Source organism: Pseudomonas sp. MLB6B, assembly GCF_054508135.1.
Genome location: NZ_CP199313.1, coordinates 2,745,381 through 2,764,338, shown reverse-complemented (window position 1 = coordinate 2,764,338; position 18,958 = coordinate 2,745,381). Strand labels below are relative to the sequence as shown.

The 18,958-nt window shown below is 62.1% G+C and carries 17 protein-coding genes and 2 tRNA genes; 13 read left to right on the top strand and 6 right to left on the bottom strand.

Annotated features, from left to right (window positions below):
* The 5 genes from modC (at position 1) to ACSMEV_RS12325 (ending at position 3,113) form a co-directional block, all read left to right on the top strand.
* Entirely contained in the window at positions 1–1,092 is a 1,092-nt protein-coding gene (gene modC / locus ACSMEV_RS12345; protein WP_459205402.1) for a molybdenum ABC transporter ATP-binding protein, read from the top strand.
* Positions 1,093–1,144: 52 nt separating this feature from the next.
* Complete coding sequence (locus ACSMEV_RS12340; RefSeq protein ID WP_459205401.1) at positions 1,145–2,170, top strand: DNA topoisomerase IB; 1,026 nt, start codon at positions 1,145–1,147, stop codon at positions 2,168–2,170.
* A 251-nt stretch (positions 2,171–2,421) separates the two neighbouring features.
* Positions 2,422–2,613 (top strand): carbon storage regulator CsrA, encoded by a 192-nt coding sequence (gene csrA, locus ACSMEV_RS12335; protein ID WP_296267571.1) that lies wholly within the window; start codon positions 2,422–2,424, stop codon positions 2,611–2,613.
* A 115-nt stretch (positions 2,614–2,728) separates the two neighbouring features.
* Complete coding sequence (locus ACSMEV_RS12330) at positions 2,729–2,923, top strand: hypothetical protein (RefSeq protein WP_459205400.1); 195 nt, start codon at positions 2,729–2,731, stop codon at positions 2,921–2,923.
* 105 nt (positions 2,924–3,028) lie between these two features.
* Positions 3,029–3,113: transfer RNA gene (locus ACSMEV_RS12325), tRNA-Leu, on the top strand.
* A 120-nt stretch (positions 3,114–3,233) separates the two neighbouring features.
* Here the strand turns inward: ACSMEV_RS12325 and ACSMEV_RS12320 are convergent.
* Positions 3,234–3,416, bottom strand: a complete 183-nt coding sequence (locus tag ACSMEV_RS12320; protein WP_459205399.1) for a hypothetical protein — start codon at positions 3,414–3,416, stop codon at positions 3,234–3,236.
* Positions 3,417–3,813: 397 nt separating this feature from the next.
* Here ACSMEV_RS12320 and ACSMEV_RS12315 point away from each other — a divergent pair, with 397 nt between their 5' ends.
* Complete coding sequence (locus tag ACSMEV_RS12315; RefSeq protein ID WP_296267565.1) at positions 3,814–3,960, top strand: hypothetical protein; 147 nt, start codon at positions 3,814–3,816, stop codon at positions 3,958–3,960.
* A 113-nt stretch (positions 3,961–4,073) separates the two neighbouring features.
* Here the strand turns inward: ACSMEV_RS12315 and ACSMEV_RS12310 are convergent, their stop codons facing one another.
* Positions 4,074–5,711: a methyl-accepting chemotaxis protein gene (locus ACSMEV_RS12310; RefSeq protein ID WP_459205398.1), complete on the bottom strand. Its 1,638-nt coding sequence runs from the start codon at positions 5,709–5,711 to the stop codon at positions 4,074–4,076.
* Positions 5,712–5,974: 263 nt separating this feature from the next.
* Positions 5,975–7,729 carry a glycoside hydrolase family 15 protein gene (locus ACSMEV_RS12305; protein ID WP_459208336.1) on the bottom strand — a complete coding sequence of 585 codons (1,755 nt, stop codon included), beginning with the start codon at positions 7,727–7,729 and terminating at the stop codon, positions 5,975–5,977.
* A 392-nt stretch (positions 7,730–8,121) separates the two neighbouring features.
* Between ACSMEV_RS12305 and ACSMEV_RS12300 the strand changes: the two genes are divergently transcribed.
* Positions 8,122–8,832 carry a hypothetical protein gene (locus ACSMEV_RS12300; RefSeq protein WP_459205397.1) on the top strand — a complete coding sequence of 237 codons (711 nt, stop codon included), beginning with the start codon at positions 8,122–8,124 and terminating at the stop codon, positions 8,830–8,832.
* Positions 8,833–9,034: 202 nt separating this feature from the next.
* On the opposite strand, the gene ACSMEV_RS12295 is transcribed toward ACSMEV_RS12300, so the two are convergent.
* Positions 9,035–9,108 (bottom strand) — tRNA-Cys (locus ACSMEV_RS12295).
* Positions 9,109–9,258: 150 nt separating this feature from the next.
* Positions 9,259–10,278, bottom strand: a complete 1,020-nt coding sequence (sohB, locus tag ACSMEV_RS12290; protein ID WP_459205396.1) for a protease SohB — start codon at positions 10,276–10,278, stop codon at positions 9,259–9,261.
* An 89-nt stretch (positions 10,279–10,367) separates the two neighbouring features.
* Between sohB and ACSMEV_RS12285 the strand changes: the two genes are divergently transcribed.
* Positions 10,368–12,239 carry a methyl-accepting chemotaxis protein gene (locus ACSMEV_RS12285; RefSeq protein WP_459208335.1) on the top strand — a complete coding sequence of 624 codons (1,872 nt, stop codon included), beginning with the start codon at positions 10,368–10,370 and terminating at the stop codon, positions 12,237–12,239.
* A gap of 165 nt (positions 12,240–12,404) precedes the next feature.
* Here ACSMEV_RS12285 and ACSMEV_RS12280 read toward each other — a convergent pair whose 3' ends face one another.
* Positions 12,405–13,817, bottom strand: a complete 1,413-nt coding sequence (locus ACSMEV_RS12280; RefSeq protein WP_459205395.1) for a purine-cytosine permease family protein — start codon at positions 13,815–13,817, stop codon at positions 12,405–12,407.
* A 315-nt stretch (positions 13,818–14,132) separates the two neighbouring features.
* Between ACSMEV_RS12280 and ACSMEV_RS12275 the strand changes: the two genes are divergently transcribed.
* The 5 genes from ACSMEV_RS12275 to ACSMEV_RS12255 all read left to right on the top strand — a co-directional run bounded on the left by ACSMEV_RS12275 (position 14,133) and on the right by ACSMEV_RS12255 (position 18,953).
* Complete coding sequence (locus tag ACSMEV_RS12275; protein WP_459205394.1) at positions 14,133–14,618, top strand: flavin reductase family protein; 486 nt, start codon at positions 14,133–14,135, stop codon at positions 14,616–14,618.
* Positions 14,619–14,710: 92 nt separating this feature from the next.
* The gene (locus ACSMEV_RS12270) at positions 14,711–15,754 is read left to right on the top strand and encodes an LLM class flavin-dependent oxidoreductase (RefSeq protein ID WP_459205393.1); all 1,044 of its coding nucleotides are present in this window, start codon (positions 14,711–14,713) and stop codon (positions 15,752–15,754) included.
* Positions 15,755–15,985: 231 nt separating this feature from the next.
* Complete coding sequence (locus ACSMEV_RS12265; protein WP_296267549.1) at positions 15,986–16,582, top strand: amino acid synthesis family protein; 597 nt, start codon at positions 15,986–15,988, stop codon at positions 16,580–16,582.
* A 59-nt stretch (positions 16,583–16,641) separates the two neighbouring features.
* The gene (locus tag ACSMEV_RS12260) at positions 16,642–17,475 is read left to right on the top strand and encodes an alpha/beta fold hydrolase (RefSeq protein WP_459205392.1); all 834 of its coding nucleotides are present in this window, start codon (positions 16,642–16,644) and stop codon (positions 17,473–17,475) included.
* Positions 17,472–18,953, top strand: a complete 1,482-nt coding sequence (locus ACSMEV_RS12255; RefSeq protein WP_459205391.1) for an aldehyde dehydrogenase — start codon at positions 17,472–17,474, stop codon at positions 18,951–18,953. The genes ACSMEV_RS12260 and ACSMEV_RS12255 overlap by 4 nt, the downstream gene beginning before the upstream one ends.
* Positions 18,954–18,958 lie beyond the last annotated feature (5 nt).

Below are 18,958 nucleotides of genomic sequence, written 5' to 3'. Positions count from 1 at the left end.
ATGAATAGTGGCATCCACGTACGCCAGCGCCTTGAGCGCGGCGACTTCGCCCTGGACGTCGATCTACACCTGCCTGGTCGCGGCGTCAGTGCGCTGTTCGGCCATTCGGGCTCCGGCAAGACGTCTTGCCTGCGGTGCCTGGCGGGTCTGGAGCCGACCAGTGAGGGCCTTGTAGAGGTCAATGGCGACGTCTGGCAAGACAGCGCACGACATCTGTTCGTCCCACCCCACAAGCGCCCCATCGGCTACGTCTTTCAGGAGGCCAGCCTGTTCGCCCACCTGACCGTGCGCGACAACCTCGAGTTCGGTTGGCGTCGTGTTGTCCCAGGGCAGCGCCGGGTGGGCCTGGAGCAGGCTTGCGAACTGTTGGGCATCGGTCATTTGCTGGCGCGCGCACCCGCCACGCTGTCTGGTGGCGAGGCGCAACGCGTGGGTATCGCTCGGGCGCTGCTGACCAGCCCGCGATTGCTGTTGATGGACGAACCGCTGGCCGCGCTCGATGGCGCCCGCAAGCGTGAAATCCTGCCCTACCTGGAACGCCTGCACGCCGAGCTGGACATTCCGGTGGTGTACGTCAGCCACAGTCAGGACGAAGTCGTACGCCTGGCCGACCACCTGGTGCTGCTCGAGCAGGGTCGGGCCCAAGCCAGCGGGCCCTTGTCTGCGCTGCTCAACAGGCTCGACCTGCCGTTGAGCCAGGCGGAAGATGCGGGGGTGGTGCTGCAAGCCGAGGTGGTCGGCTTCGACGAACGCTATGGCTTGCTCGAACTGCGGCTGCCCGGCCTGCACGACACCACGCTGCGCATCGCGCACACCGAGCAGGCCCTGGGCACAGCAGTGCGCATCAAGGTGCAGGCCCGCGATGTGAGCCTGGCACTGGCCGCCGATCAGGCGTCGAGCATCCTCAACCGTCTTCCCGTGCAGGTACGCCAATGCCAGGCAGCGGACAACCCCGCCCATCTGCTGGTAGGGCTGGATGCCGGGCGCCACGCGTTGCTGGCACGCATCACCCGTTACTCGGCCGACCATTTGCAAGTGGCGCCCGGTCAGCAACTATGGGCGCAAATCAAATCGGTGGCGATTCTCGGCTGAGCATCCGCGCCACTGGCGTTGTCCACCGGATAACCCCTCATTGGACGCTGCCATGCTCGACTGCCCTCTGCCCGCGTCACTGCACTACGTCGACGACACCCATGCGGGCCTGACGCGCAAGCGTTGGCGCGACCGCTTCATCTACCACGACGCCGACGGCAAGCGCATCGACGACGAACCGACCTTGAAACGGATCGCCGCGCTGGCCATTCCGCCGGCCTACACACAAGTGTGGATCTGCGTCGATCCGCAAGGCCATTTGCAGGCCACGGGCCTGGACGCGCGCGGACGCAAGCAATACCGCTACCATCCCGAATGGCGCGAACTGCGCGATGCCCACAAATTCGGACGCATGCTGGCGTTCGCCGAGGCACTGCCGGCGCTTCGTCGCACCGTAGAGCGCGACCTGTCGCGCCCTGGCCTGGACCGCACCAAGCTGCTGGCGCTCGTGGTGAGCCTGATCGACCACACACTGATCCGGATTGGCAACCAACGCTACCTGAAGGACAACCAATCCTACGGGCTGACGACCCTGCGCAACCGTCATGTGAAAGTCAAAGGCACGACGATCCGCTTCGAGTTTCGCGGCAAGCGTGGCGTGGAGCACAGCATCACCGTGCGCGACCGGCGCCTGGCCGGCCTGGTCAAGCGCTGCCAGGAGCTGCCTGGTCAAGAGCTGTTCCAGTACGTCGATGCCGACGGCGATCGGCATCGAATCGGTTCGAGCGACGTCAACCAGTACCTGCAAACCATCACAGGTGCCGACTTCACGGCCAAGGACTACCGCACCTGGGCTGGCAGCAGTCTGGCGTTAAGTCTGCTCAAACCCTTGCCTTGGCAACCGGAAACCCATGCAAAACGGCACTTGGCCGATATCCTGCGTCAAGTCGCTTCCCGGCTGGGCAACACCCCTGCGGTATGTCGCAAGTCCTACATCCATCCTGCCGTGCTTGAACACTTCGTTCTGGGCCATCTGGAAGCATTGCCTAAAGTCCGTAAGCGCAAGGGCATGGAACAGGAAGAGGTCGCTCTGCTGCATTTTCTTCAACAGCTGAACACCGTACCTGTGGCTGATTGAGTAGCTCTATGCAGGCCATGGTGCGAGGTCATTTCACAGACGAGGCCGATCGCCTTATTCTTGCTCCATACCAGCCTAGGACGATTGACATGAGCCTTGGGCTACGACCGAACCTTGTGCAACTCCCGTCGCGCAGGGTTCGGTTTGGAATTACCGCCAATAGAAAGCGTCTTCATTAAGACGGACGAGGGCCAAGCCCTCACCATTGGGCCTGAGGCGCAGTGGCTATAGACATCACCAAGGAGAAGTACATGCTGATACTCACGCGAAAGGCTGGCGAAGTGATCGTCATCAACGACAACATCAGAGTCACCGTATTGGGTGTCAACGGCTCACAGGTGAGAATCGGCATCGACGCACCTAAGGACATTCAGGTGCATCGCGAAGAAATCCAAAACCGCATCGAAGCGGCCAGAACGGCTGGCAAGCCTGAAGATCACTGACAGCATCCGGCATTCTTTTGCCTCGCAAGACGGTGTCTGCAGGGGTATGCCTTGCGCGGAGCAGCTGTTTACTCGCCACTGCGAACGGAGCACCCTGGAACTGGCCAACTCGCGAATGGATTCGATTAAGAACGATCTGGTGACTACGGCCCAGGAATTGGAGTCACTGCGCACGGCACTCGATGGTCATGCTCGCTATCTGCAGCGAACGGGGCAGGTCGACGAGATGGCAGCCATGGCTACCCAAGTGGACAAGCTGAAAATGGCTGCCGAAGACCTCCGCCAGATTGCAGCCGGTATACGTCCATGAAGCAGCTTGGGTTGACTGCACTATAACGTTGGGTTATAAAGCGCGCTTGATTGCAAGGCGCTTCCATTATGGAACGTCGCCGGTCGCTTAGACCCTTTCAACTGTGCGAGTGTGGTGGAATTGGTATACACAGCAGACTTAAAATCTGCCGGCGTGAGCCTTGCGGGTTCGAGTCCCGCCACTCGCACCATGTTTTGAAAAAACGCCTTCGGGCGTTTTTTGTGTCTGGCATTCACCCCATCTCGAAGCGTTTCGAGACATCCGGATTCGCTTTCGAAACGTGATGCTTGTTCAGCTTCCTCCCCTCTGCTCAATCATCAGGGCAGTCTTGCCAGGCAGGGTGACTGAAGTCTTCGTCATCCAGATCATCCCCGTCCTCGACATCGAAGTCGTGGGTTTGCGCTTCGGGCTCAGACTCGGGCTCGTCGTCGAAAAATTCCCGGTCCAGCAAGTGATCGTGTTCGGGCTCGTGGATATCGTCATCGTCGCGCATGCGGCCACCTCCAGAAAAATTGAGCTTGTATAGATCGAGTCGGCGCGCAAATCAATCCCGAACGTTTTAATGCCGACATAATTCTGATCGACACACTATGGCAACGCTCCCTTCAAGCGCTTAGCCCGCTCACGTAGAGCGGGCTTTTTTTGAAGAATCTACCTATCTCACACGTTGTCGACACAGCCTTCACGAATTTCTGACAACTGCACGGGCATCCTGAAACTGCTTCGTACGTTCTAAGTATTTAACCCGCCCTCCCCTGGCGGGTTTTCTTTTTTCCCTGTTTTTTCAAGCGCCTACACCGTTGGTCGGGCAGCCTGAAAATTCGGGAATTCCCTTGCTGTCCGCCAAGTCAAGAACTAGGAACCCAGTAAGAAACGACGAGGTAACAGCCATGACCATCGAAGCCGCTACTCTGGTACAACTGGCCGCCAAACTGCGTAAACAAGGGCTCAAGCGTGTCGCCGACATCATCTTCCTGCGTGCCCCTTGCCGGGTGAACCATCGCTGGATCTGCACCGTGCTGCGTCGTACGGCATGAGCCGCGCCACCTTTCCCCGCCGTTGCCTGCCTTTGATACAAAAAACCCGCACACTTACGTATGCGGGTTTTTTTCGCTGCTGAGTAGCCCGATCGGCCTACCCTGGCGCCGAATCACAACTTGAAGCGCCCCACCAAGTCGTTGAACGAGACCGCCAAGCGTGACAGCTCCTGTGCCGACGCGGTGGTCTGATGCGCCCCGGCGGCGGTCTGAGTCGACAGGTCCTGGATGTTGACCAGGTTTTTGTCCACTTCCCGCGCCACTTGCGCTTGCTCCTCACAGGCGCTGGCGATCACCAGGTTGCGATCGTTGATGCTGGCGATGCCGGCAGCGATCTGCTCGAGCGCTTCGCCTGTCGCCATCGCCAGTTGCTGCGTATTGACCACCAGCGAGTGGCTTCTGTCCATGGCCACCACCGCCAAGTCAGCGCGGGACTGGACCGAGCCGATCATTTGCTCGATCTCTACGGTCGAAGCCTGGGTGCGCGCAGCCAATGCCCGGACTTCGTCGGCCACCACGGCGAAGCCGCGGCCTTGCTCACCAGCCCGCGCGGCCTCGATGGCGGCGTTGAGCGCCAGCAGATTGGTCTGTTCGGCGATGCCGCGGATCACATCCAGCACCTTGGCGATTTCCTTGACCTGGTCGGCCAACTCGCCAACCGTGCTCGAAGAGCCCTGAATTTCCACCGTGGCATCGTTGACCGCCGTCACAGCGCCACGTGCCTGGGTCACCCCACGGTTGGCCTGGTCGGTGGCCGTACGCGAGGCTTCCGAGGTGGAAACGGCGTTGCGGGCGACCTCATCCACCGAAGAAGTCATCTGATTGACCGCCGTGGCGGCCTGGCGAATTTCGTCGTTCTGTTTGACCAGCCCGCGACTGCCATCTTCGGTGACGCTGTTCAACTCTTCGGCGGCCGAGGCCAGTTGATTGGATGCATCGGAGATCTGGTTCAAGGTGCGTTTGAGGCTGTTTTGCATGTCGCCCAGAGCATTGACCAACTGGCCTACCTCATCGCCCGAGTCGCTGGAGATGGTTTGGGTCAGGTCGCCCTCGGCGATGCGCTGCGCCGATTTCACGGCCGAGCCTATGGGGCGCGCGACCATGCGGCTTATGAGCAGGCCCAGGGCGAAGGCGGCGATGAAGGCCAGCGCAATACCGATGTAAAGGGTGAAGGACACCTGCCGCTCCTGCTCGACCGCGTCTTCCCCGCCTTCCTTGATCTGCCGGTTGTTGGACTCGACCATGATCGAGAACTCATCCATGATTTTGGCGTAGAGCGCGGCCAAGTCGCCGCTGATGAGCTTGCGCGCAGTCGCCAGATCGCCGGCATTCGTCGCAGCTATGACGTTTTGGAGCTGCTGTTGGTAGAGCGGCCAGTCACGTTCGAGCTGGTCGCCAGCGGCCCTTTCGTCATCGGCCAACGGTGTTTGTCGATAGAGCGCGAACGCCCGCTCGCTCGCGGCCTGGTTGGCCGCCATGCTCTTGAGGATGCCGTCCTTGGTCGCCTGGGGAGCCCCTTCGGCGTTGGCAGTGATCAGCGCATAGAGATCGCGCTGCTGGGCAATCGCTTCCGAGCGCGCCTCAGCGGTTTTGGCCACAGAGACCAGGTTATTGGAAAAGACCAACCCCAGGCCTTGCGACATCTGGCTTACGCCACGACTGCCCAACAGACCCACACCCAAGGTAATGACGGCGCAAGCACCGAAGGCCGTCAGCAACTTGGTGGAAAGACGAGCATTTTTTAGCAACATAGCGTTTCTCGGAAAACTCAATAGGAGTAATCACGCTATCGACACCATTTGGGAAAGATTGAGAGCCGTAGGGAGCTGAGGCAGGTAAATAGAGCGCCATGGATTGCGTGCTGCCAACTCGATGCGACGGTCATGGCTTGTACGTTTCGACCGGGTGTAGTCGTTGGGCTCGCAAGTGATCGCTGGCCACCCGCTGCCTACAAGCCATCAGGATCCGCGCAGGAGCCGTCACCTCCTGCGCGGGCATTCGCTTGCCGATCGTTTCAGCGGTCCGGTTTGGCCCCCCCCAATGAGCGAGCTGCGCGCAGCAAGGCCAGATGTGTCAGCCCTTGCGGCAGGTTGCCCAGGAAGGCGCCGCTGTGCGGATCGACCATCTCCGAGTAGATCCCCACGCCCGCCCCCAAGCCCCTGACGGCGGCACGGAACGTCTCCTCGGCTTGCGTGCACTCATCATGCAGCGCCCAAGCTTCGACCAGCCAGAAGGTACACGCCAGGAAACAGCCCTCCTCCTGATCGGCACCGCTGTAGCGGTAGTGGAACGCACCGCAGCCCAGCTCGCGGTGCACCGCCGCCAGGGTAGAGGCCAGGCGATCCTGATGGGGGTAACCGAAACGCACGGCCAAGGCGATCGACGCGTCCAGCCGGTCACTGCCGGCATAGAAGCTGTATGCCTGCTTCTGCTCGTTCCAGCAGTGGGTTTCGATCCACTGTTCGATGCGTTGCCGCTCGCGGTCCCAACGGTCGCGGCACGTGGTCGGCAAATGGCCGCGGTCGGCCAGCTCGATGGCACGGCTCAGGGCCTGCCAGCAACTGATCTTCGATTGCGTGTAGTGCTGCGTTTCCGGTAACTCCCAGATGCCGGAGTCGGCTTGGCGCCACAGGTCCGCACATTCGTCGGCCAGCCTCGACAGCATGACGGCATTACCCGAATCCAGCACGCCGCCGCAGTCGATGAAGCAGCGCGCCGTTTCGAAAATGTCGCCGTACACACCGTGCTGCAGTTGGTCGGTGGCATCGTTGCCTACCTGAGGCGGCGAATGCTTGTAGCCAGGCAGGTCGATAGGCCGCGTGCCCTGCCCCACTGCGCCATCGAGGGTGTAGAACACTTTGGCGCCATGCTCCTGCAGACGGTTGAGCAGCCATGTGAAGCCTGCCTTGGCCTCCAACTGCGCGCCGATGCCGAGAAACGCCTCGATGGTGTAACCGGCATCGCGGATCCAGGCGAACCGGTAGTCGTAGTTCTTGTCGCCGCCGATGCGCTCCGGGAGCGAAGTCGTGGCAGCGGCCATGATCGAGCCGCTGGGCGACGACAACAGCAGCTTCAACGCCAACGCGCTGCGCACCACCAGCGACTGGTACGGGCCGTCGTAGTCCAGGCCCTCGGTCCACTGGCGCCATTCGCGGTCCGAGCCATCGATACGGGCGTCGATCAGCTTCATGGGCGGCACGATCAAAGGCTCGTCGCGGCCGGCGATCAAGGCTACCGTGCTGCGCTCGCCGGCTTTGATGGTCAGGGTGGCGCGCACGCCAAGGTCGTCTTCGCGCTCGATATGCAGGTGTTCGTCGTGCAGAAACATGCCGAGGATGTCGCCGGCGTGGAACACGTGACCATTGCCGGTGGGCGTGAGGTAGCTGCTGACCGTGTCGGCCTGGGTGCCGAAGTCGATGCTCAGCTCGAAGGTGACCTCTCCGCTCAACCCTTCCAGACGCCTGGCCAGCTCTCCCCAAGGCAAGCGCCCGGCCGGGCCGCTGTTGAGCGACTCGAGCAGGCGCACTTGACCCTGTTCGGTGAGAAACAGCGTTTCCAGTACGTTGCTGTCGGTGAGATAACGCCGCTCGATCGAATAGGGGCTCGTCGGCCTCAGCGCAAAAAAGCCGCCCGTATCGGGCGCCAGCAGCTTGTCGAACAAAGGCGGCGAATCCATGTGCGGTACGCACCACCAGTCGATGGAACCGTCGCTGCCCACCAACGCGACGGATCGCCCGTCACCCAAAGCACCGTACTCCTCCAAGGGCAACCAGCCCCCCTCATCACGCGCTGGTGTCAGCCGCTGAGGCTCCAGCTTCAATTCGCTGCTCATAAGTGCCTCCGCGATAAGGTTAATGATGTGACTGGGGAGCGGTGCGGCAAGTTCGACGCGGGGGTGTCTGGCGTAGTGCTTTGAGGTGCGTGTGTCCAGGCGCAAAAAGCCTCCGGGTACAGTTGGAAGCAGGGCCGCCAAGACATGCGTCCGGCGCCCCAAGATCCTGAGGCATTGAACAACCCTTCTTGCCCATAGTGGATGAATGCCGTGGGTGTCACCTGGTGACATTGACCATTGCGTAAGCCACGCTAAGGCCCGCCAGCCCATGCAAGTTCAAGTGCGGGATGGCGCCATACAGATCATTGGGGCTCGCGAGGCGGATAGGCATGCATTACTGGAATAAAGCTAACTTTCAAGGACTGCTGGCGGTCGCGGACAGTTTGGAGGCCCGCCCTGAACTCAAACCGCTGGCGAACTACTGCCGGTACCGTGAACGAGGGCTACGCCGCGCGGCCTTCGCCGAACTTGAGGCCTTCCTGGCTGCATCGCGTCGTTTCGATAGCGCAACCGCACGCAGCGCCGCCGTCGAAGTGCTCGAGGCCAACATGCGCACCTTGGGAGCACACCAGTTCATGACCCAGCCACTGATCGCTCGTTTTCTGGTGCCCACGTTGAAGGCCTGGATGGAAGAGGATACCGAGGCAAGCCTTCCGGTACGCTGGCTCGGGATGCTCGAACGCGATGCCGAACTGCTCAACCGAGCGCTCGCCGCCTGCCCCGAAGATATGCCCGTACGCAAAATTCTGATCGATTTCTCACTGGGGTGGGTTGACCACGCTACCCATCATTTGGACGAGTCCGTGTTCTTGGGCAGCCCCGAAAAGGCGACCTCGGCGCTGGAGCGGGCCAAAGCCTTGATAGCGCAGGCACCCGAGCCCGAAGCGCTGGCCTACCTGAACGATGAGGTCCGGTACTTCGAGTGTCTCGTTGCGGATTGGAAAGCCTATGTGCAAGCGCCTGAAGGCAGTTTTACCGAATGGTGCTGCAAACGAGGGCGAAGCTATCGGATGCCGGTGAAGGTCTATTACGAGCGTTGAGTAAGGATCGAGAGTTTTTGTCTATGAACAAAAGCCCGTATATAGGACTCTTTGAGGGCTTTGGAGCCTATCGCCATCCCGATGAAGTCAGCCCACGGAATGACCTGGGTTGCGGAAACGATGTCAGAAGTTGCGGAAAATTTTGCCTTTCCTACAGACAAAGAAAAACCCCGCAGACCAGAATCTGCGGGGCTTTCGAATATGGAGGCCGAGGTCGGAATCGAACCGGCGTAGACGGATTTGCAATCCGGAGCATAACCACTTTGCTACTCGGCCTCAAAGTTCGGAGTTAGCATCCAACTTCGCTATCTCCTTGAAACTAAACGACTTTTTCAAGCTGTTTGCGTTTCGATGGGGGCCATTATGTCCGCATTCCCCAGACCTTGCAACCCCACCCGTGAAAAAATTTCCAAGCCACTCAAGGTGTTAACGCCACCGGCCCAGCTTGCTCCAGAGGCTGACGAAACCGCTTTCGACCGCTCCGCTCGCCGTCATACCGATGCGCTCGGACAGGCTCTTGCGCTCGGCGAAGTGCAGATGGAACAGCTGTGCCTGACGCGCCCGGGTACTCAGGTATTCGTCACTTGTGCCCAGTTCATCGACCAACTGCCGATTCAACGCTGCCACACCCAGCCACACTTCGCCGGTGGCCACTTCGTCGATGTGCAGCTGCGGACGGTATTGGGTCACGAAGTTCTTGAACAGCTCATGGGTGATGTCGAGGTCTTCCTGGAATTTCTCCCGGCCCTTCTCGGTGTTTTCGCCCAGTACCGTCAAGGTGCGCTTGTATTCGCCGGCGGTGAGCACTTCGACATCGATGTCGTGCTTCTTCAGCAGGCGGTTGACGTTGGGCACCTGCGCCACCACGCCGATCGAGCCGATCACGGCGAACGGCGCGCTGACGATCTTCTCGCCAATGCAGGCCATCATGTAACCACCGCTGGCGGCCACTTTGTCGATGCACACGGTCAAGGGAATCCCGGCTTGGCGAATGCGCGCCAACTGCGAGGCGGCCAAGCCGTAGCTGTGCACCAGCCCGCCCCCGCTTTCCAGACGCAGCACCACTTCGTCCTGGGGCGTGGCCAGGGTGAGCAAGGCGGTGATTTCGTTGCGCAGGCTTTGCGTGGCGGAGGCCTTGATGTCGCCGTCGAAATCCAGCACGAACACGCGCTGCTTGTCGGCGGCTTTGTCCTTGCGCGAACGTTTCTTGGCCTTGGCCTGCTGTTTGCGCAGCGTCTTGAGCTGGGCTTTGTCCAGCAGCCCGGATTCGAGCCGCTCGCGCAGCGCCTTGTAGAAGTCGTTCAGGCGTGTGACCTGCAACTGCCCACCGGCACTGCGCCGGCCTTTGCCCCGCAGGCCCACGAAGGCTGACAACACGACCAGCAGCGCAATGACCACGGTCGCGGTCTTAGCGAGAAAGCTTGCGTACTCGGCAAGAAAATCCACGGTGTCCTCGGAAATGCTGAAATGAAGGGGCCCATCCTACCTAAGCCCGGGACGGATGGGTACGACGGGCTTTGCATCCGCTACAAGCCATGGCGCAACCCTGCCTGGCGCCTCGGCGAAAGTTAATTGCCAACCACTCTGCAAAACCCGCCGAAAGCCCTGGAACCCGCGGTCTAGCGCTGTTCAGGGTAGTGGCGTTATGTAATCATTTTTGCCGCAACACCCGGAAGGTAAGGATCGCCTTGCCCCACTGCGCATTGTCTCCGGAGCCTGGCCCTTGGGTAGCCGCTCACACCACGCTTTGGCGACGTGCCGCCAACGTTCAGGAGCAACCCATGCAGTTTCGTAATATGAAGATCGGTAGACGGGCCGCCAGCATGTTCGCCCTACTGGGCGTGCTGGTGCTGACCATGGGCCTGCTCGCACTGTACGAAACCCGGCAGATGGACACCGCCACCGACGACATTCGCATCACCTGGCTACCGGCGATTTCCGCCCTGAGCGACGTCGGCACCGATATCGGCCGCGCCCGCGCCATGACCTTGCGCACACTGCTCGACGAGGATGCCGAGCTGCGCCAGCGCAACCTGGCCACGACGCAAACGCTCGACAAGCAACTGCTGACGCGTATCGAGGACTATCGCCAAACCATCGTCGAAGAACAGGACCGGGTACTCTTCGCCGCGTTCAACAGCGCCTGGCAGCGCTATCGCGAAGGGCAGGCGCAGGTGTTCGAGCAAATGACCCAGGGTCAGGTCGCCGAAGCAAGGGCCCGAGTCACCGGCCCCTTGGCGGCCGATGCCGACGCGATGATGACTGCACTTGGTGCACTGATGACCTTCAACAACAACGGCGCGCGGGACGCGTCGCAAGCGTCCAGTGATGTGGCCGACGAAGCGTTTACAGTGATCGTCGCAGCCCTGGTGGTCATCATGCTGGCGCTGGCCGCCATCGCTACCCTCCTCACCCGCAGCATCGTCGTGCCCTTGGCCGAGGCCGTGACCGTGGCCGAACGTGTGGCGACCGGCGACCTGACTCACACCATTGCCATCAAGGGCCGAGACGAGCCGGCCTTGCTGCTGCGCGCCTTGGCAGGCATGCAGCAGAACCTGCGCGACACCTTGCGCAGGATCGCTGCCTCTTCCGACCAACTGGCGTCTGCCTCCGAAGAGCTGCACACGGTCACCGAGGACACCAGCCGCGGGCTGCACCAGCAAAGCGCCGAGATCGACCAGGCTGCCACCGCGGTGAATCAGATGACCGCTGCGGTCGAGGAAGTGGCGAGCAACGCCGTGAGCACCGCCGATGCCTCCAAGGGTGCCGACCAGAACACCCGTGACGGCCGCCAGCAGGTCAACCAGGCGCTGGTTTCCATCGAGCATCTGGTCAGCGACGTAGCCAGCACTGCCCAGGAGATCGAGCAGTTGGCCAGCCATGCCAACGACATCAGCCGGGTACTGGACGTGATCGGCGCGATCGCTGGGCAAACCAATCTGCTAGCACTCAACGCTGCCATCGAAGCGGCGCGTGCCGGGGAAGCCGGGCGCGGTTTCGCCGTGGTGGCCGACGAGGTCCGGGCCCTGGCCCACCGCACCCAGCAGTCGACCGAAGAGATCGAAGAAATGATCGCCGGCATCCAGACCGGCACTGGCCGCGCGGTCAGCGCCATGCAGAGCAGCCAGGGCCGCGCCAACGGCACCTTGAGTGTGGCCCAGGGCGCCGGCCAGGCATTGGAAGTCATCGCTGAAGCCATCGCCTCGATCAACCAGCGCAACCTGGTGATCGCCAGCGCCTCGGAGGAACAGGCGCAGGTGGCGCGCGAGGTGGATCGCAACCTGGTCAACATCCGCGATCTGGCCATGCAGACCTCGGCCGGCGCCAATCAGACCAGCGCGGCGGCCCAAGATTTGTCGCGCCTGGCGGTGGACCTCAACGGTCTGGTGGCGCAGTTCAAGCTCTGAAGCCCACATCGCCATGAACACACACCGTTCGCCGAACGATTGCAACGCTGAGTGCGGCGATGAAAGCAAGCGTCATCCATGGCGACAACGACCTTCCTAATGGTGCTGCAACAACGACGAAGGGCCGCATCAGCGGCCCTTCTTCGCACGGCGTCATCGCTTCACTTAGTGGTTGGCCGGCACCACTCGGGCAGTCTTGACGCCTTTGCCATGCTTGCGGCGGGTCGCCAGGCAGTAGTACAGCGGCGCCGTCACCAGCAGGCCAAAGACCCACGACAAGTCGGCCCCCTCGACGATGTTCGAATACGGGCCGACATACAGCGAGGTGTTGGCGAACGGCAGCTGCACGAGGATGCCGCAGGCGTAGGCGATGATCGCATGGTGGTTGAAGCGGCCGTAGATGCCGCCGTCGGCGCTGAAGATCGAGGCGATGTCGTACTGGCCCTTCTTGATCAGATAGAAGTCGATCAGGTTGATCGAGGCCCAGGGCACCAGCACCAGCAACAGCGCCAGGATCAAGCCGATGAACTGGCCGATGAAGTCGGCCGACGCATTCAGCGCCACGGTGCCGCAGCCCAGCAGGATCACCGAGGCCAGGACCACGCGCAGTTTCACGCTCGGCGTCCAGTTGGCGAAGAAGGTCTGGATCGCGGTCACGATCGACAGTACAGCACCGTACAGGTTGAGGGCGTTGTGGCTGATGATGTTGAGCAGGAACAGCACCATCAGGATCGGGCCCAGCCAGCCGGTGGCCTGCTTCACCGCGTCCATGGCGTCGGTGCCTTCCGGCACGCACAGCACGGCGACCGCGCCGAAGCTGAAGCACAGGATGGTGCCGAGGGTGGCGCCGAAGTAAGTGGCCCAGAATGGTTTGGCGATACCCACTTCACGCGGCAGGTAGCGCGAATAGTCGGAGGTATAGGGCGAGAAGCTGATCTGCCAGATGGTGCCCAGCGACACGGTGGCGATGAAGCCCGACAGGTTGAAGGCACCGCGGCTGAAGAAGTCGGCAGGCAGGTCCTGAACGAACATCATGATGAAGCCGGCCAACAGCGCCGAACCCATTACCCAGGTGCCGATGCGGTTCAGGCTATGGATGAAGCGGTAGCCGATGACACCGATGGCGGTGGCGCTCAGGGCGCCGATGACGATGGCGGTCGGCATGGGCACGCTCGGGGCGATGCCGTGGATCGACTTGCCGGCCAGCACGATGTTGGAAATGAAGAAGCCAATGTAGATGAGGGCGGTGAAGAACACGATCAGCAACGCGCCGTAGCGTCCGAACTGACCGCGGCTTTGCACCATCTGCGGAATGCCCAGCTGCGGCCCCTGGGCCGAGGCCAAAGCGATCACGATCCCGCCGAGCAGGTGGCCCAAGGCGATGGCGATCAGCCCCCAGAGCAGGTTCAGGTGGAACACCTGCACGACCATCGCCCCGGTGACGATGGGCAGTGGCGCGATGTTGGTGCTGAACCAGAGTGTGAACAGATCGCGCGCCTTCCCATGGCGTTCGGCGGGCGGAACGTAATCGACCGTGTGGTTTTCGACAAACTGCTTTTGCGAAGACGGCTGGGACATAGGATTTGAGCTCGGAGGTCGTTTTTATCGTTGTAGGAAACCGCATCGGGGCGGCCTCTCAGCTGAAGACCATATTATGGTATTCCAACTTTTTGACAACTCTGATCCGCTGATGAATTCCGCAACTGATACGTTTCAGCCCGCCTCTTGGCTTGAACTGGATTGGCCCGAGGCCTTATGAAACCTGGTCTCCAGCCGCCCATCATGATTTTTTCGAGCCAAGAAATTTATGCTTGCAAATTAGGTATTACGGTATACCATCAGACACATCAACGATAAAAAGCGGCCCACCGCTACCCCTTTGAGGACTCCGTCATGATCGACGCCACCCTGTACAAAAACGTCATGGGTTCCTTCCCCTCCGGCGTCACCGTCATCACTACCCTCGATGACGAAGGCGCGATCGTCGGCCTGACCGCCAGCGCGTTCTCCTCCCTGTCGATGGAGCCGCCGCTGGTGCTGTTCTGCCCCAACTACACCTCCGAGTCCTACCCGGTCCTGATCCAGCAGAAGCGCTTCGCCATCCACCTGCTCTCCGGCGAGCAGCAGGCCGAAGCCTATGCCTTCGCCCGCAAGGGCAAGGACAAGGCCGCCGGCATCGAGTGGACCTTGAGCGCCCTGGGCAACCCGATCCTGGCCGGCGCCACCGCCGTCATCGAATGCGAACTGTGGCGGGAGTACGAAGGTGGCGACCACGCCATCATGGTCGGCAAGGTGCTGAACCTGATCGTGCCCGAGCAGGCCGCCCAGCCGATGGTGTATTGCCGCGGCAAGATGGCCAGCCTGCCGTCCCTGGCCTGACTTCCTGATTAACGCACGGGCGCCGACGCGCCCGTCGAGCTACACGGCGTCTGCCCGGCAGACGACACCTTTCACGCGTCGAGGAATACCCCATGAAATTTTCGCTGTTCGTGCACATGGAACGTTGGGATGACCAGGTCAGCCACCGCCAGCTGTTCGAAGACCTCACCGAACTGACCCTGATGGCCGAAAAAGGCGGTTTCAGCACGGTATGGATCGGCGAACACCACGCCATGGAATACACCATCTCGCCCAGCCCCATGCCGCTGCTGGCCTACCTGGCCGCGCGCACCGAGACCATCCACCTGGGCGCCGGCACCATCATCGCGCCGTTCTGGAACCCGATCCGCGTGGCCGGCGAATGCGCCCTGCTCGACGTGATCAGCAACGGCCGCATGGAAGTGGGCCTGGCCCGCGGCGCCTACCAGTTCGAATTCGACCGCATGGCCAACGGCATGCCGGCCACCGACGGCGGCAAGGCACTGCGCGAAATGGTCCCGGTGGTACGCAAGCTGTGGGAAGGCGACTACGCCTTCGAAGGCGAGGTGTACAAGTTCCCGACCTCCACCAGCGTGCCCAAGCCCGTGCAGACCGGCATGCCGCCGATGTGGATCGCGGCGCGCGACCCGGATTCGCACAATTTCGCAGTGGCCAACGGCTGCAACGTCATGGTCACCCCATTGATGAAGGGCGACGAAGAAGTGCTGGACCTGAAGAACAAGTTCCAGGCCGCGCTCGACAACAATCCGGATGTGCCACGCCCGCAACTGATGGTGCTGCGCCACACCCACGTGCACAGCCCCGAAGAACCCGAGGGCTGGAAGGTCGGTGCCGAGGCGATCTCGCGCTTCTACCGCACCTTCGATGCCTGGTTCGGCAACAAGACCACTCCGGTGAATGGCTTCCTCGAGCCGAGCCCGGAATCCAAGTTCGCCGAAGTGCCGGCTTTCGCCCTGGACAACATCCGCAAGAACACCATGATCGGCACCCCCGAAGAGATCATCGCGCGCATCAAGTACTACCAGGAACTGGGCGTCGACGAATTCAGCTTCTGGTGTGACAACAGCCTGCCGCATGCCGAGAAGAAGAAATCCCTCGAGCTGTTCATCAAGGAAGTGGTGCCCGCCTTCGCCTGAATTCCCATTGCCTGACTCAGTGCAGGACGCGCCCGCCCTGGTGACCGACGGTCCCGGCGCGGGCTTTTTTTTAAGTCTTCGCTCGGTGAGCGACACGGAACGCGTCATGAATACCGGACCAGCTCCCCTCGGCTGCACGGCGCACGGGAAATTTGCCGCAGGCACTTGCACAACAAATATTATGGTATACCATCAGACAACAAGACCCGATAACCTCCCCTGGAGCCGCTCATGAGTTTCGAAATCCGCAAGATCGTCACCTACTCCGAAGAGACCCGCATCGAAGGTTTCAAGGCCGCCGACAAGCCCGTGACCATGGTCGGCCTGGCCGTCGTGATCAAGAACCCATGGGCAGGCCGTGGTTTCGTCGAAGACCTGAAGCCGGAAATCCGTGCCAATTGCTCCGAGCTGGGTGCGTTGATGGTCGAGCGTCTGACCGCCGCCATCGGTGGCGCGGACAAGATCGAAGCCTACGGCAAAGCCGCCGTGGTCGGTGCCGATGGCGAGATCGAACACGCTTCGGCCGTGATCCATACCCTGCGCTTCGGCAACCACTACCGCGAAGCGGTGCAAGCCAAGAGCTACTTGAGCTTCACCAACAAGCGCGGCGGCCCGGGCACCTCGATCCAGATCCCGATGATGCAGAAGGACGACGAAGGCCTGCGCTCGCACTACATCACCCTGGAAATGCAGATCGAAGACGCGCCGCGTGCCGATGAAATCGTCATCGTGCTCGGCGCAGCCGACGGCGGCCGCCTGCACCCGCGCATCGGCAACCGCTACATCGATCTGGAAGAACTGGCTGCCGAGAAAGCCAACGCTCAATAACAATAACCAGACAAGCCGGGGCGACTTTTCAGCGTGCCGGCTTTCAAGGAGCGTCATCCATGATTCAGCCTGTCGCTGAACGTACGCCGGCCGGGACCAGCTACCTGAGCCAAGGCCAGGGGCATCCCGTGGTGCTGATCCACGGCGTGGGCCTGAACAAGGAAATGTGGGGCGGGCAGGTCGTGGGCCTGGCCAACGACCACCGCGTCATCTGCTACGACATGCTTGGCCACGGCCAAAGCCGCCTACCCGCTGCCGACACCTCGTTGCAAGCCTATGCCGACCAGTTGGCCGAGCTGCTCGACCACCTGCAAATTCCCCAGGCCACCGTCATCGGCTTCTCCATGGGCGGCCTGGTGGCACGCGCCTTCGCCCTGCACTACCCGCAGCGCCTGTCGGCACTGGTGGTGCTCAACAGCGTCTTCAACCGCTCCACCGAACAGCGTGCCGGCGTGATCGCGCGCGCGGCCCAAGCCGCCGAACTGGGCCCGGACGCCAACGTCGATGCGGCGCTGGACCGCTGGTTCAGCCGCGAGTACAAGGCCGCCAACCCGGCGCAGGTCGCCGCCATCCGCCAGACCCTGGCGCAGAACGACCCGTCGGGCTACCACACCACCTATTCGCTGTTCGCGACCCAGGACATGTACCGTGCCGACGACCTGGGCAGCATCCAGGCGCCCACGCTGATCGCCACCGGCGAGCTGGACGCAGGCTCCACGCCGACCATGGCGCGCCAACTGGCCGCGCGCATCCCCAATGCGCAGAGCGTGGTGCTGGCCGAACAGCGGCACATGATGCCGGTCGAAGCGCCACGCGAAGTCAACAGGATGCTGCTGGACTTCCTCACGCACGCGCGCACCCTCAACGAATCCGCCAAGGGGATAGTGGCATGACCCTCGTACGTTTCCAGATGTGCATCGACGGCCAATGGGTCGATGCGCAGAACGGCAAGACCTTCGACAGCCTCAACCCGGCCACGGCGCAAGCCTGGTCGCAACTGCCCGACGCCGATGAAAGCGACGTGGAACTGGCCGTACAGGCCGCCCAGCGTGCGTTCGACGGCAGCGCGTGGCGCGGCCTGACCGCTACGGCGCGCGGCAAGCTGCTGCGCCGTCTGGGCGACCTGATCACCGAAAACAAAGAGCACCTGGCGCAGCTGGAAAGCCGAGACAACGGCAAGCTGATCCGCGAAACCCGTGGCCAGGTCGGTTATCTGCCCGAGTTCTTCCACTACACCGCAGGCTTGGCCGACAAGCTCGAAGGCGGCACCCTGCCGTTGGACAAGCCCGACCTGTTCGCCTACACGGTGCATGAGCCGATCGGCGTCGTGGCCGGCATCATTCCGTGGAACAGCCCGCTGTACCTGACCGCGATCAAGCTGGCGCCTGCCTTGGCCGCCGGTAACACCATCGTGCTCAAGCCTTCTGAACATGCCTCGGCGACCATTCTCGAACTGGCCCGCCTGGCCCTCGAGGCGGGCTTCCCGGCCGGTGTGGTCAACGTGGTCACCGGCTACGGCCCGACCACTGGGGCCGCCCTCACCCGCCACCCGCTGGTGCGCAAGATCGCCTTCACCGGCGGTGCGGCGACCGCCCGCCACGTGGTGCGCAGCAGCGCCGAGAACTTCGCCAAGCTGTCGCTGGAGCTGGGCGGCAAGTCGCCGAACATCATCTTCGCCGACGCCGATCTGGACAGCGCCATCAACGGCGCCGTGGCCGGCATCTACGCCGCGTCCGGGCAGAGCTGCGTAGCCGGCTCGCGCCTGCTGGTGCAGGACGAGATCTTCGACGAATTCGTCGGCCGCCTGATCGAGCGCGCCAAACGCATCCGCATCGGTAACCCGCAAGACGACGCCAGCGAGATGGGCCCCATGGCCACCGCGCAACAGCTAGCCGTGGTCGAGGGCCTGGTCGCGGCGGCCAAAGCCGAAGGCGCCAAGCTGCACCTGGGCGGCAAACGCGCCGAGGTGGAAGGCGAAGGCTGGTTCTACGAGCCGACCCTGTTCGAATGCGACAGCAACTCGATGACCATCATGCAAGAAGAAGTCTTCGGCCCCGTAGCTGCGGTGATTCGCTTCAAAACCGAGGAAGAGGCGCTGGCCATGGCCAACGATTCGCAGTTCGGCCTGGCCGCCGGCATCTGGACCCGCGACCTGGGCCGTGCCCACCGCTTGGCCCGCGACGTGCGCTCGGGCATCATCTGGGTCAACACTTATCGGGCAGTATCGGCCATGGCGCCGATCGGCGGCTTCAAGAACAGCGGCTACGGCCGTGAAAGCGGCATCGATTCGGTGCTGGCCTATACCGAGCTGAAGACCGTGTGGATCAACTTGTCCACCGCGCCGATGCCCGATCCCTTCGTGATGCGCTAAGAGGT